The organism is Nocardiopsis prasina DSM 43845 (assembly GCF_000341265.1).
GTDB classification, from domain to species: Bacteria; Actinomycetota; Actinomycetes; order Streptosporangiales; family Streptosporangiaceae; genus Nocardiopsis; species Nocardiopsis prasina.
Map to the genome: position 1 here is coordinate 1 of NZ_ANAE01000163.1, position 16,277 is coordinate 16,277.

At 71.0% G+C, this 16,277-nt stretch carries 12 protein-coding genes and 1 pseudogene; 11 read left to right on the forward strand and 2 right to left on the reverse strand.

Going from position 1 to position 16,277, the window contains the following annotated elements; all coding sequences use genetic code 11:
- The 10 genes and pseudogenes from D452_RS28680 to D452_RS0119925 all read left to right on the forward strand — a co-directional run.
- Positions 1-939, forward strand: a 939-nt coding sequence (locus tag D452_RS28680) for a glycosyltransferase (protein ID WP_017545899.1), incomplete at its 5' end; no start/stop codon positions are given.
- Positions 940-1,263: 324 nt separating this feature from the next.
- A pseudogene (locus D452_RS31980) lies at positions 1,264-1,377 on the forward strand (hypothetical protein); the annotation flags it as partial.
- Positions 1,355-2,683: a glycosyltransferase family A protein gene (locus tag D452_RS31470; RefSeq protein ID WP_017545900.1), complete on the forward strand. Its 1,329-nt coding sequence runs from the start codon at positions 1,355-1,357 to the stop codon at positions 2,681-2,683. The pseudogene D452_RS31980 and the gene D452_RS31470, both read left to right, overlap by 23 nt.
- Positions 2,684-2,699: 16 nt before the next feature.
- Positions 2,700-4,319, forward strand: a complete 1,620-nt coding sequence (locus tag D452_RS0119890; protein ID WP_017545901.1) for a glycosyltransferase family 2 protein — start codon at positions 2,700-2,702, stop codon at positions 4,317-4,319.
- 638 nt (positions 4,320-4,957) lie between these two features.
- Complete coding sequence (locus D452_RS0119900; RefSeq protein ID WP_017545903.1) at positions 4,958-6,022, forward strand: 3-isopropylmalate dehydrogenase; 1,065 nt, start codon at positions 4,958-4,960, stop codon at positions 6,020-6,022.
- A 204-nt stretch (positions 6,023-6,226) separates the two neighbouring features.
- On the forward strand, positions 6,227-7,351 hold the full coding sequence (locus D452_RS0119905; RefSeq protein WP_017545904.1) for a branched-chain amino acid aminotransferase: 1,125 nt from the start codon (positions 6,227-6,229) through the stop codon (positions 7,349-7,351).
- Positions 7,352-7,690: 339 nt separating this feature from the next.
- Positions 7,691-9,301, forward strand: a complete 1,611-nt coding sequence (gene cimA / locus D452_RS0119910; RefSeq protein ID WP_017545905.1) for a citramalate synthase — start codon at positions 7,691-7,693, stop codon at positions 9,299-9,301.
- Between the two features lie 393 nt (positions 9,302-9,694).
- Positions 9,695-10,642 carry a carbohydrate ABC transporter permease gene (locus D452_RS0119915; RefSeq protein WP_017545906.1) on the forward strand — a complete coding sequence of 316 codons (948 nt, stop codon included), beginning with the start codon at positions 9,695-9,697 and terminating at the stop codon, positions 10,640-10,642.
- Positions 10,639-11,541, forward strand: coding sequence for a carbohydrate ABC transporter permease (locus tag D452_RS0119920; protein WP_017545907.1), 903 nt, complete (start codon positions 10,639-10,641; stop codon positions 11,539-11,541). Before D452_RS0119915 ends, D452_RS0119920 begins: the two co-directional genes overlap by 4 nt.
- Positions 11,542-11,573: 32 nt before the next feature.
- Positions 11,574-12,977, forward strand: a complete 1,404-nt coding sequence (locus D452_RS0119925) for an ABC transporter substrate-binding protein (RefSeq protein WP_026129489.1) — start codon at positions 11,574-11,576, stop codon at positions 12,975-12,977.
- A 60-nt stretch (positions 12,978-13,037) separates the two neighbouring features.
- Here D452_RS0119925 and D452_RS0119930 read toward each other — a convergent pair whose 3' ends face one another.
- Positions 13,038-13,481, reverse strand: coding sequence for a Rieske (2Fe-2S) protein (locus D452_RS0119930; RefSeq protein ID WP_017545909.1), 444 nt, complete (start codon positions 13,479-13,481; stop codon positions 13,038-13,040).
- A gap of 487 nt (positions 13,482-13,968) precedes the next feature.
- On the opposite strand from D452_RS0119930, the gene D452_RS0119940 reads away from it, so the two are divergent.
- Positions 13,969-15,150 carry an esterase/lipase family protein gene (locus D452_RS0119940; RefSeq protein WP_017545911.1) on the forward strand — a complete coding sequence of 394 codons (1,182 nt, stop codon included), beginning with the start codon at positions 13,969-13,971 and terminating at the stop codon, positions 15,148-15,150.
- 65 nt (positions 15,151-15,215) lie between these two features.
- Here D452_RS0119940 and D452_RS0119945 read toward each other — a convergent pair whose 3' ends face one another.
- Positions 15,216-16,010 (reverse strand): DUF3152 domain-containing protein, encoded by a 795-nt coding sequence (locus D452_RS0119945; protein ID WP_017545912.1) that lies wholly within the window; start codon positions 16,008-16,010, stop codon positions 15,216-15,218.
- Positions 16,011-16,277: the final 267 nt, after the last annotated feature.

Here is a 16,277-nt window from a genome sequence, read left to right on the forward strand (position 1 = left end):
GACGTGGCGGGTCTGCGTGACCTGCGCGCGGTGCGGGTGGAGTGGGGGCGGCACAGCGGCCCGTTGGCGGCGGTGCGGGCGGTGGCCGGACTGGCCGCCGCGGGCATTCCCCTCGTGGGTTCCCGCCCGCCACTCTGGGCGCGCCCCCTGGGGGAGGAGCTGCACGACCTGCTCGCGCACTCGTCCGAGGAGCGGCTCGCCGACGAGCTCTTCCGTGAGGAGCACAGTGTCCGGTTGCGGCGGGCGGCGCTGCGGGCGCACGGGTCGTATGGTCGGGCCCGCCTTCTCGCTGAGTCGGGCGGTCCTGCGGTGCCGGCGGAGCCCTCGGTGTCGGTGGTGCTGTGCACGCGGCGGCCCCAGATGGTGCGGTTCGCGCTGCGGCAGGTGGCCCGTCAGCGGGGCGTGGGCGTGGAGGTCGTGCTCGCGCTGCACGGGTTCGCGGTGGACGCTCCGGGCGTCGCGGCCGCGATCGCGGAGTACCGGAGGGGCGGCCGATCCCTCCTGGTCTGGGAACCCCCGGGCGACCTGGTCTTCGGTTCGGTGCTCAACGGTGCGATCGCGCGGGCCAGCGGAACCCTGGTGGCGAAGATGGACGACGACGACTGGTACGGGCCGGAGCACCTCTCCGACCTCGTGCTGGCCCGCCGCTACTCCGGTGCCGAACTGGTGGGATGCGCGGCCGAGTACCACCACCTGGAGCACCTCGGCCTGACCGTGCGGCGTCTGGTCCCGTCCGAAGGTCTTCGGCCAGCACGTCACCGGCGCTTCGATCCTCACCGACCGCACCACCCTGGAGGAGGTGGGCGGCTTCCGACCCCTACGGGTCAACGAGGACGCCGGACTCCTCGACGACGTGCGGGACGCGGGCGGTTCCACCTACCGGACCCACGGCCTGGGATGCGTCATCCGGCGCCGGGGAACCGGTCACACCTGGCGTGAGACCTCCGGCTACTTCCTGCGCGAACCCCTGCGCCAGTGGCGCGGTTGGCGTCCCAGCGCACTGCTGGAGTCCAGCCCGGAGGACGCCCCGGCACCGACGACCGAGACGACGACACCCGACTCTCCGACAGCTGGGAGCGACCGATGACACTTGTCCAGGGCGGTCCGGCGGAGGCGCCGTCGACGCCCCGTCCGTTCATCCGCCGCAACGACTACTCGGTGCTGGAACCGCCGCCGCTGGGGGAGTGGGAGCCGGACCTGTCGGTGTGCGTGGTCGTCCCGGCGTACGGCGGGCAGGAGAAGCTCGACCTGACCCTGGCGTCGATGGCCGCGCAGAGTTATCCGTCCGCCCTGACGGAGGTCGTGGTGGTGGACGACGGCAGCGAGCCCGCGCTGCGGCTGGCGCCGGTCCNTCGTGCCCAACGAGCCCGGCGGCTGGGCGCGCGGGCACGCGTTGAACACCGGCGCGGCCGCCACCGACGCGGACGTGCTGCTGTTCTTCGACGCGGACATGATCGCCTTCCGCGAGCACCTCGAGGCGCAGATGCGCTGGCACCACCTGGCCGACTACGTCGCGGTCACCGGTCATCTGCGCTGTGTCGACCACACGCCCGGGACCCTGTTCCCGGCGGCCGTCCTCGACGCGGTGCGCCGGGGCGACCCCGAGGCGCTGGTGGCCGGTCCGGGTGAGGAACTGCTCTGGCTGCGGCGTGCCTACAAGCGCACGAACCTCCTGCGCGAGGTCGGCCACCAGGGGTTCCACTACTTCATCGGCGGGACCGGGTCCGTGCGGCGCGCCTTCTTCGAGGAGTCGGGCGGGGCCGCGTCCGCGCTCGTCCTGGGAGAGGACACCCACCTCGGATACCGGTTCGCCCAGAACGGGGCGGTCTTCGTGCCCGAGCAGGAGGCCGGGAGCTGGCACCTGGGACTCCCGCAGATGGAGACGCGCAGGGAGGAGGGGGGCCGGTTCCGCCGCCCCTTCGTCGGCTCCCGGCTCCCGCTCGCCGAAGAGCGGCGGGCCCTGAAGGGACGCCAGTGGGAGGTGCCGCTGGTCGACGCGGTGGTCGACACCGAAGGGGCGGGGTTCGACGAGGTCGCGGAGACCGTGGACGCGCTGCTGGCCGGTGACGTGGCCGACGTCCGGATCACGTTGGTGGGCGCGTGGGGGCGGGTGACCCCGGGGCGGCACCGGGTCCTGGACGATCCGGACCTGGACGTGCGCCTGCTCCACGAGCACTACCGGTGCGAGCCGAGGGTGCGCCTGGCCGAGTCGGAGCCGGTGACCGACCCCGACGTCCCCTTCGTGCTGCGGGCCGTTCCGGGGCAACCCATGACCCCCAACGCCCTGAACCACATGATCGGCCTGGCCGACGAGACCCACTCGGGGCTGGTGCGCGCCACGGGGCCCGGTGACGACCTGGGCGGACCCCGGCTGGAACGCGTGGCGGCCCTGGCCCGCGCGCGGCGGCTGCGGGTGGCGGAGGAGGACCTGGACGACCTGCTGGACCGGGTGGCCGGAGTGCACTGGATCGACGGCGACTCGGTGTTGTCCACGCAGCAGGAACCGGAGGGGGCGCGCCCCGTGAAGGCGGTGGCGGAGCCGCCGGGGGACTGGCGGCAACGGCTGGAGGAGGCCCAGGCGCGGGCGGAGTCGGAGCGGGTCCGAGCCGAGCGGTTGGAGCGTCGGTTCCGCTGGTTGACCAGGAGTCGAACCGGTCGGCTCCTGTACCGGATCATCGGTTGAGGACGTGGGACGGCACATGGTGAACGAGGGCGTGCGCGGCGCGGGGACCGGTTCCGGACCCGTGCGAGGCGGGGACCCGCGGGGACGGCCCAGGGTGGTCCGCAACGACTACTCGGTGCTGGAACCGCCGCCCCTGGGGGAGTGGGAGCCGGACCTGTCGGTGTGCGTGGTCGTCCCGGCGTACGGAGGGCAGGAGAAGCTGGACCTGACGCTGGCCGCCCTGAGCGCGCAGAGCTACCCGTCCGCCCTGACGGAGGTCGTGGTGGTGGACGACGGCAGCGAACCCGCGCTGCGGCTGCCGCCCGTGCGTCCCGAGCACACCCGCCTCATCGCCGCGCCCGAGCGCGGGTGGGGCCCCGGGCACGCGGTCGGCGCGGGGGTGGAGGCCACACGGGCGTCCGTCGTGATGCGGCTGGACGCGGACGTGGTGGTCGGCCGCGAGCACGTCGAGGCGCAGATGCGCTGGCACCACCTGGCCGACTACCTCGTCGTCATGGGCGGGGTCGAGTTCGGTGACCACCCCGACTCCGGGCTCACCCCCGCCGAGGTGTACGAACACGTGCGCGCGGGGAGGCACGCGGACCTCACGGGCGCGGGCACGGACAGCATGGAGTGGATCACCGAGGTCCTGGAACGCACCGACGGGCTGCGTGACGCGGGGCACCGGGCCTGGCAGATCTTCACCGGGGCCACCGCCTCCCTGCCGCGCGCGCTGTACTCGACCGCCGGAGGATCGGCGGCCGACCTGGTGATGGGCGAGGACAGCGAACTCGGCTACCGGCTCTCCCAGCGGGGCGCGGTGTTCGTCCCCGAGCCCCTGGCCACCGGTCTGCACCTGGGGAGGCCGACGACGGAGGAGCGCGGGGCGGAGGCGGCACGCTTCCGGCGGCCGTTCATGGAGAACCGGGTACCCCGGCTGAACTCGCGTCGTGTGGCACCCAAGCGGACCTGGCAGGTGCCGTTCGTCGACGTGGAGATCGACACCGTGGGGCGGGGGTTCGAGGACGTCACCGCGACGGTGGACGCCCTGCTGGCCGGTGACGCGGCCGACATCCGGGTCACGTTGGTGGGGCAGTGGTCCCGGGTGACCCCGGGGCGGCACGCCACGGTGGACGACCCGGCGCTGGACGTGCGCCTCGTCCACGAGCACTACCGGTGCGAGCCGAGGGTGCGCCTGGCCGAGTCGGAGCCGGTGACCGACCCCGACGTCCCCTTCCGGCTGCTGCTGTCGCCGGGCGTCCGTCCGAGGAGGCGAATGGTGCGGGCGCTGACGGGGGCCGCCGACCGTGAGGGCGCCGGGCTCGTCCTCGTGCGGGGCTCCGGTGGACGGACGTGGTCCCTGCGCCTGGAGCGCACCGCGGCCTTCGCCCGCGCGCGGCATCTGGGTGTGGACGAGGCGGACCGGGACGCCGCCGTCGCCGAGTTGTGGGGGGTCCACGAGCTGGACCAGGCCGGGCTCCTGGCGGTGGACGAGGAGGAGGGTGACGGGCCGCCGAAGGACTGGCACCGGAAGATGCGCAAGGCGGAGAAGGCGCAGGTCCGCTGGCGGACGGAGGCCGAACGGTGGGAGCGCCGCGTTCGCGCGCTCACCCAGGGGCGGGGTGCGTGGCTCCTGCTCATGGGTCTCCGGAGGTGACCAGGGGGCAATCGCCGCACTGAGAACGGGTTTCTTTGCGTTGCTTTGGCCAGGAGAAACGCCGGAGTGTCTCACAGTATGAGATTTCCTGGTCATATAGTTGGACATCCGATATTCTGACGTCCTAGGAGTCAGTGGTGTCGGCTCCACCGCCGCACACCACGGTCCAGCGCCCTACTCCGCCCGGCGCCACCCTTGTCCGGGCGTCCCGACGCGGTCCTCCGCGCCGGGTCGTGTCGGTGCCTCCGGCAGACGATCCCGCCGGGGCGAGCTCCTGTCCTTCTGTCGTGGACAACGTCGCCCACACCGCGCCCCTCCGGGCCGATCCGGCCTCCGCCGTCATCGGGCCAGGGGTGCACACCGTCGAACGCCAGCGGCCGAGCCGTGCGCTCCCGCCGTCACGCAGAGCCTTCGGAGGATCACATGTACGACATGATCGAGTACCCGTCCACGCCCGACTCCGACGACGAGATCCACCGCGCCCTCCAGGACGCGATCAACCGTCGCGACTGAGCGGACCCGAGGTCGGGCGGCTGTACCGGTCACCTGGACCGGTACAGTTGTCTCACCTACTGTTCCCTTGATCTCGCCAGGTGAGACAGCCGTGGTGGGGTCACGTCCGAGTTAGAGGCAGTCCAATGGCAGCTCGCACCCTGAAACTGGCCGTCATCCCCGGTGACGGGATCGGCTCCGAGGTGGTCGCCGAGGGTCTCAAGGTGCTGGAGGTCGCGGCCTCCCAGTACGACCTGGCCATCGACACCACCGAGTACGAGCTCGGCGCGAGGCTCTGGCACCGCACCGGCGAGACGCTGCCCGACTCGGTCGCCGCCGAGCTGCGCGACCACGAGGCGATCTTCCTGGGGGCCGTCGGCGACCCGTCCGTCCCCAGCGGCGTCCTGGAGCGCGGCCTGCTGCTGCGCCTGCGCTTCGAGTTCGACCACTACGTCAACCTGCGCCCCGTGCGCCTCTACCCCGGGGTGGACAGCCCCCTGGCCGGGGTGGCCCCCGAGGACATCGACATGCTGGTCGTGCGTGAGGGCACTGAGGGCCCCTACGCGGGCGCCGGGGGCGTGCTGCGCAAGGGCACCCCGTACGAGATCGCCACCCAGGACAGCGTCAACACCCGCTTCGGCGTCGAGCGCCTGGTCCGCTTCGCCTTCGAGAAGGCCGCGGCCCGCCCCCGCCGGAAGCTGACCCTGGTGCACAAGGACAACGTGCTGACCTTCGCGGGCGAGCTGTGGCAGCGCACCGTCAGGGAGGTCGGGGCCGAGTACCCGCAGGTGTCCGTGGACTACTGCCACGTCGACGCCGCCGCGATGTTCTTCGTCAACCAGCCGGGCCGCTTCGACGTGGTCGTCACCGACAACCTCTTCGGCGACATCATCACCGACATCGGCGCCGCCATCACCGGCGGCATCGGCCTGGCCGCCAGCGGCAACATCAACCCGGACAACACCTTCCCCAGCATGTTCGAGCCGGTCCACGGCTCCGCGCCGGACATCGCCGGCCAGGGCAAGGCCGACCCCACCGCCACCGTGCTCTCCGCCGCGACCATGCTGGACCACCTGGGCCTGCCCGAGGCCGCCGGCCGGATCGAGGCCGCGGTCTCCGCCGACCTCAAGACCCGCGCCCAGGACGGTGCGGTCCGCACCACCTCCCGCATCGGTGACGACCTCGCCGCGCGAGTAGCCGAGCAGGGCTGACACCATCGATGTCGGCCCTGCCACTTCTGAGGCGCGGCCGACGACGTACGAGCCAACCGTGATCGTCAGCGGGCGCGCCGGAGACCCATCCGCGCGCCCGCTGTCCGTGTGACCCGACCTGGCACCGGGTGCGCTCTTCCGACACACTAGATCCCAGGTCGGCGGCGCTGCCGACCGGTTGCATCCGAGAGGACCACCGACGACATGAACAACAACACCACCACCACTGGGTTGACGTTCGACATCCAGCTCTCCGACCAGCGGAAGACCCCGCAGGAACGTGAGGCACTGCTGGAGAACCCCGGGTTCGGTCAGGTGTTCACCGACCACATGGTGAGCATCCGGTACACGGAGGGCAAGGGCTGGCACGACGCCAAGCTGGAGCCCTACGGCCCGCTGAGCCTGGACCCCGCCACGGCGGCACTGCACTACGCGCAGGAGATCTTCGAGGGGCTCAAGGCCTACCGCCACCCGGACGGCTCGCTGGCCTCGTTCCGCCCCGAGGCCAACGCCGCGCGCTTCAACAGGAGCGCGGCGCGGATGGCCATGCCGGCGCTGCCCGAGGAGATGTTCCTCAAGTCCATCGAGCTGCTGCTCGAACACGACGGCGACTGGGTCCCGTCCAAGGAGTACTTCAGCCTCTACCTGCGCCCCTTCATGGTCGCCACTGACGTGGGCCTGGGCGTCAACAACCCGTCGCGCAGCTACGTCTACCTGCTCATCGCGTCGCCGGTGGGTTCCTACTTCTCCGGTGGCGTCAAGCCGGTGACGGTCTGGCTGTCCAAGGACTTCACCCGCGCCGCCCCCGGCGGGACGGGCGCGGCGAAGTTCGCGGGCAACTACGCCGCGAGCTTCCTGGCCCAGGCCCAGGCCGTGGAGAAGGGCTGCGACCAGGTCGTGTGGCTCGACGCCCGCGAGCACCGCTGGGTCGAGGAGATGGGCGGCATGAACCTGTGGTTCGTGTTCGGCGAGGGCGAGAACGCCCGCCTGCGCACGCCTCCGCTGACCGGCACCCTGCTGCCCGGCATCACCCGTGAGTCGCTGCTCAGCCTCGCCCCCGACCTGGGCATCCCCGCCGAGGAGGAGCCGCTGTCCATCGAGGAGTGGAGGGCGGCGGCCGAGTCCGGTGAGATGACCGAGGTGTTCGCCTGTGGCACCGCCGCCGTGGTCACCCCGGTCGGCCACGTCAAGAGCGACGACGGTGAGTTCACCATCGGCGACGGCCAGCCCGGTCCGATCACCATGCGCCTGCGTGAGGAGCTGGTGGGCCTCCAGACCGGCCTGCGCGAGGACAGGCACGGCTGGATCACCCGCTTCCAGGGGGCCTAGACCCCGGCGGGGGCCGTCACCGGACACCGGTGGCGGCCCCCGACACGTCCCACGGGGCTCCGGAGTCACGGAAAGCGTCCGGTGTGTCCGGTATGAGGATTATTCGTCTCGCCTGGTGAGACATATTGGCCCCGAGCTGCGACTCCGTCGGGTTCGTGTGGCACACTGGCGACATGCTGTCCCAGGTAGTCATTATTTTGGGGCGCGCTGGCTGACGACTTCCCGCGTAGACGCAGGGAAGAAACCGGACCCTGCCAGCGCGCTGACCTCTCGTGTCCACGAGGGGTCTTTTTTGTTGGCCGGGGCCGCCACACACAGCATCGACCGGGAGTTCCACCCATGAGGAACGACAGTTTCCACGTCTTCGACACCACGCTGCGCGACGGAGCCCAGCGCGAGGGGATCAACCTGCGGGTCTCCGACAAGCTGGCCATCGCGAAGCTGCTGGACGACTTCGGGGTCGCGTTCATCGAGGGCGGCTGGCCCGGGTCCAACCCCAAGGACACCGAGTTCTTCCAGCGGGCTTCACAAGAGCTGACGCTGGAACACGCGCGACTCACCGCGTTCGGCGCGACCCGCCGGGCCGGTGTGAGGGCCGCCGACGACCCACAGGTGGCCGCGCTGCGCGACAGCGGCGCGTCGGTCGTCACCCTTGTCGCCAAGAGTGACGACCGGCACGTCGAACGGGCCCTGCGCACGACCCTCGACGAGAACCTCGCCATGGTCGCCGACACCGTCTCGTACCTGCGCGAACACGGACAGCGCGTGTTCGTGGACTGCGAGCACTTCTTCGACGGCTACCACCACGACCCCGAGTACGCCCTCTCGGTGGTCCGCGCCGCCTCCGACGCCGGAGCCGACGTCGTCGTCCTGTGCGACACCAACGGCGGCATGCTCCCCAGCGACGTCACCCGCGTGGTCACGGAGGTGCTGGAGGCCACCGGCGCCCGTCTGGGCATCCACGCCCAGGACGACACCGGCTGCGCGGTCGCCAACACCGTCGCCGCCGTGGACGCGGGCGCCACGCACGTCCAGTGCACCGCCAACGGCTATGGCGAGCGGGTGGGAAACGCCAACCTCTTCTCCGTGGTCGGGGCGCTCGGCCTCAAACGCGGCATGGACGTCCTGCCCGAGGGCTGCCTGGCCGAGATGACCCGCGTGTCCACCGCCATCGCGGAGATCGTGAACCTGGCGCCCGACACTCACCAGCCCTATGTGGGGGTGTCGGCCTTCGCGCACAAGGCCGGTCTGCACGCCTCGGCGATCAAGGTCGACCCCGACCTCTACCAGCACACCGACCCCGAGCTGGTCGGCAACCGCATGCGCATGCTCGTCTCCGACATGGCCGGGCGCGCCTCCATCGAGCTCAAGGCGCGGGAGCTGGGCCTGGACCTGTCCGGGGACCGCGAACTGTCCGGCCGGGTCGTGGACCGCGTCAAGAGCCTCGAACTGTCCGGGTACAGCTTCGAGGCGGCCGACGCCTCCCTGGAGCTGCTGCTGCGCGAGGAGCTGGGTTCCCCCGTCCGGTACTTCGAGACCGAGTCCTGGCGGGTGCTCACCGAGCGCCGTCCGGCCGCGGGGGTCAGCCCGCTCTCCAACGAGTACGAGAGCCTCAGCGAGGCCACCGTCAAGCTCCGGGTCAAGGGTGAGCGCATCATCGCCACGGCCGAGGGCAACGGCCCGGTCAACGCCCTGGACCGGGCGCTGCGCAGTTCGATGGAGAACGTCTACACGGCCCTCGCCGGGCTGGAGCTGACCGACTACAAGGTCCGCATCCTGGAGGGGACCTCGGGCACCAACGCGATCACCCGCATCCTCGTCACCTTCAGCGACGGGACCGAGGAGTGGACGACCGTCGGCGTGGGTCCGAACGTCGTCGACGCCTCGTGGGTGGCGCTGGAGCAGGCCATCACCTACGGGCTGTTGCACCAGGGCTACCCCCGGAGCTGACGGCCGGGCCACCGGGACGAGGGGCTTCCGTCACCGCCCGCCCCCGGTGTACTCCGTGCACCGGTCCGGTGTCGGGCCGGTGACGCGAACGTCACGATCGAAACCCCGACGTCACGCGACCGCCTGACCCGAAAGTCGAGGTCAGGCGGTCGCGTCTTACCTGAAGGTAAGACAGACCTGTCCTTGAGGTCATAGCCAGTGTGTCTTCGACCACTCGATACTGCGGACTTTGAAGATGTCCGAGATGTACGAGTGGTGATAGATGCCCGTCATAACCAATGTGCGCGCTTTCGTTGGCGCGCAGTTCGCCGTCCAGCGAACCGCAGGTCACCTGCGCCCTGAAGACTTCGAGCCGTGTCCTCACCCACCATCCGACGGGACGGGGGGAACGGGGTGACCCACGGTTCGGTGACAGAACGCCGCGCCGCGTCGCCACCCTCCCCCAAGCCCTCGAACAAGCGCGCCCGACCGGGGCGGGACGCGATACTCGCCTGGGGCTTCCTCGGCCCCTCCGTGGCGGTCTTCGCGCTCTTCCTGGTCTATCCACTGGGCCGCACCGTCTACCTGTCGATGCACGGCAACGACATCATCGGCCAGCCCAACCGCTTCGTCGGTCTGAGCCACTTCGCCGAGATGGCCTCTCCCGAGTTCGGCCGGATCCTCCTCACCACCCTGGTGTTCACCCTCGGAGTCGTCGTCCCCGGTGTCGTGGGCGCCCTCGTGGTCGTCCTCCTCCTGGAGGGGGTGCTGCGAGCCCAGCGGTTCCTGCGCGGCGCCTTCGCGCTGCCCTTCGCCTTCTCCGTGGCCAGCGCCTCGGTGATCTTCGCGGTCTTCTACAGCCCCGGAAACAGCGTCCTCAACGGCGTCCTCTACCGGATGGGCCTCGACCAGGTCCCGTGGCTGACCTCCCAGGAGATGGCCCTGTGGTCGGTCGCCCTCACCACGGTGTGGATGAACCTCGGATACGGAGTCCTCGTGCTCGCGGCCGGGGTCGGCTCCATCCCCAAGGAGGTCAACGAGGCCGCCCGCATCGACGGCGCCACCGGGCCGCGCCTGGCCTGGGACGTCACCATCCCGATGCTCGGCCCGCAGCTCTTCTTCCTGATCGTCATCTCCACGATCAACGCGCTCCAGAGCTTCGGGCAGATCCACATCCTCACCGCGGGCGGACCGGTCGGCTCCACGACCACCCTCGTCTACTCCATCTACCAGGACGCCTTCGCCTACGGGACCAGCGACTTCGGCCGGGCCAGCGCCCAGGCACTCGTCCTGCTCGTGGTGGTCCTGGTGTGCACCGTCGTCCAGTTCGGTGTCATCGAGCGGAAGGTGCACTACTCATGACCGCCCCCTCCGCGACGGCCACCGCCGACCAGCTCTCCCGGAGCGAGCCGGTCCGCGTCCGCAGGCGCCACCGGCACGGGGTCGGGCACGTCGTCGGCCGCGTCCTGCTGTACCTCATGCTGGCGGCGCTGCTCATCCCGGTGCTGTTCCCCGTGTACTACGTGTTCGTGGGAACCCTCATGGAGTCGCGGGAACTGTCCACGTTCCCGCCGCGACTGCTGCCCACCGGTGTGAACTTCGAGAACATCCAGGGGGCGCTCGCCGCCGTCCCGCTCCTGCGCATGTACACGAACTCGCTGGTCATGGCCGGGATCATCACGGTCTGCCAGCTCGTGACGTCGGCCCTGGCCGCGTACGCGTTCGTGTTCCTGCGGTTCCGGGGCAGCGCCGTCGTCTTCGCCCTGTTCCTGTCCACGCTGATGGTCCCGGCCGAGGCCACCTTCATCCCGAACTACCTCACCCTGACCGGGTGGGGCCTGGGCAACACCTACGCCGGTCTGGTCCTGCCCTTCCTGGCCTACGCCTTCGGCACCTTCCTGCTGCGCCAGAGCTTCAGGCAGTTCCCACGGGAGCTGTACGACGCCGCGCGCATCGACGGCATGGGGCACCTCAGGTTCCTGTGGACGATCCTCATGCCGCTCAGCAAGCCGGCCCTGACCGCCGTCGGCATGTACGTGTTCATCACCAGCTGGAACATGTACTTCTGGCCGCTGATCATCACGCGCAGCACCGAGATGCAGACCCTCCAGATCGGCCTGAACAGCCTCAAGGCGGGCGAGGCGGCCAACCCTGGCCTCGTCCTGGCGGGTGCGGCCCTGTCCGTCATCCCCACCCTCGCCCTCGTGATCTTCGGACAGCGCTTCATCGTCCGGGGCCTCACCGCGGGCGCGGTCAAGTAGGCCCCGAGAACCCAGTGGAGAAGAAGAAACCCATGACACGTATCCCCCGACGTCGCGGCGTGAAGGCCGCGGCCCTGCTCGCCAGCCTCGGCCTGGCCCTCAGCGCGTGTTCCGGAGACGGAAGGGGCGGTGGCGGCAGCGACCTCACCGCGCCCGGGCCGGAGGTCCTGGACGACCTCGACGAGGCGGTCCAGGTCGAGTTCTGGCACAGCATGGACGCCACCAACGGCCAGGTGCTGGACGGGCTCATCGACGAGTTCAACGCCCAGAACGAGGGCCGGGTGCAGGTCACCGGCTCCTTCCAGGGCCAGTACGACGAGGCCCTGGCCAGCCACCGCGCGGCGATCCAGCAGGGCGACACCGCCGAGATGATCATGATCTTCGACCTCGGTACACAGTTCATGATCGACTCCGCGCAGACCGTCCCCGCGCAGTCCTTCCTCGACGTGGACGACTACGACACCTCCTCGATCGAGGACGCGCTCCTCAACTACTTCACCGTCGGCGGTGAGCTGAGGTCGTTCCCCTTCAACAACTCGACCCCGCTGATGTACGTCAACCGGGACGCGTTCGAGGAGGCCGGACTCGACCCGGACTCGCCGCCCACCGACCTCGCCGGCATCCGTGAGGCCGCCGAGGAGCTCACCGTCCGGGACGACGACGGCACCGTGGTCCAGTACGGCTTCGGCGCCTCCGTGTACGGGTGGTTCATCGAGCAGTTCATGGCGCGCGCCGCCACCCCCTACTGCGACGCCTCCAACGGCCGAGACGGCCGCGCCAGCGAGGTGCTCTTCGACGACCCGAAGATCGTGGAGCTCGTCGAGTGGTGGGACCAGATGATCGAGGACGAACTGGCGGTCCAGATCGGTCGCAACACCGACGACGGACAGGCCGCGTTCACCTCGGGCCGGGCCGCGATGACGCTGGAGTCCACCGGTTCCCTGGGCGGTTTCATCGAGCAGTCCGACTTCGAGGTCGGCGCCGGGTACTTCCCGCTGATCGGCGCGGACGACCCGGGCGGCTCGGTCATCGGCGGTGCCTCGCTGTGGATCAACGGTGAGGGGCACACCCCCGAGGAGATCCGCGGGTCCTGGGAGTTCGTCCAGTTCCTGCTCACCCCGGAGTCGCAGTCGGTCTGGCACGCGGGAACCGGATACCTGGCGGTCAACACCGAGGGCTACAACGGGCCCGAGGCCTCCGAGCGCGCCGAGGAGTTCCCGCAGTTCTCCGTGGCCGCCGACCAGCTGGCGGACTCGGTGATCAACGAGAACACCGCGGGCTGCATGATGGGCGTGATGTCCGAGGCCCGCGTCGCCGCCGAGGAGGGCTGGGAGACCGCCCTGACCAGTGAGACCTCCGCAGAGGAGGCCATGGCCAACGCCGCCGCGAGCGTGTCCCGGACCATCGAGGAGTACAACGCCTCGGTCGAGGACTGACGTGAACCGGTGACCGGGGGCCGCGGTGGTGCCACCACCGCGGCCCCCGCCGTTCCCGGCTCAGGCCAGCAGGATGGAGTCCCCGTCGACCCGGATCCGGACCTCCTCCAACGGGGTCCGGGCCGGACCCTCCGTCGGGGAGCCGTCCTCGATGGAGAAGCGGCTGCCGTGGCAGGGGCACTGGATCTGTCCGTCGACGACCTGGTCGACCGGGCACCCCTCGTGCGTGCAGGCGGTGGAGAAGGCGCGGAAGGTGCCCTCCTCGGGCTGGGTGACGACCACCTCGTGCTCGCTGAGGATGGCGCCCTCGCCCACGGGGATCTCGTCGGTGGTGGCGATCGGGGCGTCGAGGCCGTCCTGGTCCGTGTCCTGCCCCTGCTCGTCGTAGCCGCCGCCACCCCCGCCGCCCTCGGTCCCGCCACACGCGGTCACCACCCCGACCACGGCGCCACCGCTGGCGACTCCGAACACGGAGCGCCTGGTCACCTCGGGCTGGACGGTCACGGGACGGGCTGCGCGGCAGTCACACATACGGCCTCACTCTCTCGCCCGACACGGTGCGGGCGGACCTCCGCACGGGGCGCGGGCCCCCTCGCGGGCGACGAACGGCCCCGGTCGGTGGGGCCACCCCCATGGAACACGGTGCGGGCCCTCCGTGTCCGGGAAACCAGCCGAGTGTCCCCGCGCCGATCGACGCGTGTCCCGGTGGCGGACCGGTCGTCGGTCACACCGGCGGCGCCACCGCAACCCCGGTTCCGACCGGGCCGCTACCGCCTCCGCAGACCGGCTGAATCGGGGGTGAAGCGGACCACATCGGGGTCGTTCGGTGCCCACCCGGTTCCGGAGGGCGACCGGATGGACAGGATGCGGTTGCCCGCGTCACCGACCATCCGCTCCCCGCAGGTACGGCGGAAGGCCCTCCCGGACCCCCGGAGGGCCGGTGTGCGGGCGCCTCTCAGGCGTTCGCGCCTCCTCACCGAAAGCGGCCGTGATGACCGACCAACAACAGCCCGTCGTGGAGCCCTTCGGCTTCCTCGCTCCGACCCCGCCCGCCCTGGAGCCGGCGCCCGCCCCGGACGACACCTGGGAGGTCCCGGGCGGCACGGCCTGGGTGTACCTGAGCGACCCCGACGCCGGCCTGCGGAGGCCGGTGATCCTCTCCGACGGCTTCGAGAGCGGCCCCAGTGACCTCGACCGCCTCTGGGCGGGGCTGGAGCGCGGGGACTACGCCTTCTTCACCGAACTGCGCCGACGCGGCCACGACCTGGTCCTGGTCGGCTACGACGACCGCAGCGCGTCGATCCTGCGCAACGCGGAGACCGTCACCCAGGTCGTCTTCCGCGCCATCGGCGAGCGGCTGGGCGACGCCCCGCTCACCGTCGGCGGCTTCAGCATGGGCGGGCTGGTGACACGGTACGCGCTGGCCAAGTTGGAGGCTGACGGCGTCGACCACCAGACCGCGCTCTACCTCTCGTATGACAGCCCGCACCGGGGGGCGTGGGTGCCGGTCGGGCTCCAGGCGTTCGCGCACTTCCTCAAGGCCACCCCCGCGCTGTCCCGGCAGATCAACAGCGCCGCCGCCCGGCAGCTGCTGTGGCGCCACGTCGAGAGCGTCGACGCCGAACCGGTCGAGGACGCCCTGCGCACCGAGTTCCTGGCGGAGCTGGCGAGGGTCGGTTCCTGGCCCCAGCGCCCGCGCAGGATCGGAGTGGCCAACGGCACCGGGAACGGCGTCGGTCCCGGTGTGCCGCCCGACGAGGACGCCGTCACGGTCAGCGGAGGCTGGTTCTCGGGGACGGCCCTTCGCACCCAGGCCGCGGGGGACAAGCGACTCGTCGCTCGGCTCAGGGGCCTGCTGTCCGAAGCGGAGGTACGCACCACGGGGATCCCCGCGCTCGACGGGGCGCCGGGCGGCACCCTGGAGACCTTCGGGATCGCCGGTGACCGCCTCGAACTCACGGGGAGCACGGAGATCGCAGTCCGTTCGATCTGCTTCGTCCCCTCGGTCAGCGCGGTCGCCATCGGTGACCTGGACGATCCGTACGCGGAGGTCGACGCGCTCGACCCCTACACGAGCGAACTCGACGAGTTCAAGCTGGCGCAGACCAACGAACCCCACTCGCACATGAGTGAGGCCCTGGGTTCGTGGATCCTGGACCGCCTGCCCCAGTAGGACGCCGTGAGGTCAGTGGTCCCGGTCGGCGCTCGTTCGACGACGGTGTCCGGCCGGGCCCCTGGCTAGGGGTGGACCCACCCGTTGGCCTCGCAGCCCTGGAGGCCCAGGGTCTGCTGCTGCATGACCGGGGCGGGCTCCCCGTCTCCCGGGCAGTTCACGTGTCCGTGGCCCAGAGTGTGGCCCACCTCGTGGTTGATCAGGTAGATCCGGTAGGTCTCCAGGTCGTCGTCGAAGTCGTCGACGCCGGACACCCAGCGGTTCTGGTTGATAATGGCGCGGTTGCCGTTGGCGCAGGACACGTACCCGTTGGTGTTCAGCGGCGCGCACATGCGGTCGACCGTGTCCGGTGCGGCCAGCAGCACCCGGATGTCGGCGTCGTCGCCGTCCACCCGCTGGAGGGACCGGTCACCGTCGTTGCCCCAACTGCGGGGGTCGCCGAGGATCTCCTCGACGGCCTCCACGAAGTCCGCGTTCCGGCCGGGCAGGCCCTTCTCCACCTCCACGGCGAAGGTGGTGAGCGGGCCGTCGCCCATGACGTCGCCCTCGCCCTTCATCACCTTGACGTCCCCGTCCGCGGTGTCGACCTCCTCCACCACCGAGCGCAGCAGGATCGGGAGGTCGTCCTCGTCGGTCGGTGACGCGCTGGGGGAGGGGGCCGTCCCACCGGAGGTGGTCCCGGCCGCGGAGTCCTCGGAGCCGGGGTGGTCGCGGGTGCTGTCGTCGGGCACCCCGTCGCCCACGGGGCCGGTCGCGGAGGTCTCCTCGGGGGAGCCGAGGTCCGAGCCGGGCTCGGGCACGCTGACCATCAGCACGGCGGACGCGCCCGAGACCAGGCACAGGCCCAGGGCCAGTCCCATGGGGTATCGGCGGCGTCGGCGGTGCTTGGCTCGGGGAGCGGGAGCGGGCACGAGGCTCAACCTCTCGACAGTGGACGGTGGTACCGCCGGGACTCCGGCGGGGCGAGGTGCGGACCGCCACGCACACTGGTGGTATCGCCGACCTCCGGGGCGACGGTTCCCGGGGTGCGGACAACGCATCCAGCATGCCAGAGTTCGCCCCCGTAGAGGGCCAGGCGCCGTGCCGGGAAGGGTGGGTGTGTCACGCCTTCGGACCCCGGTCGGCGC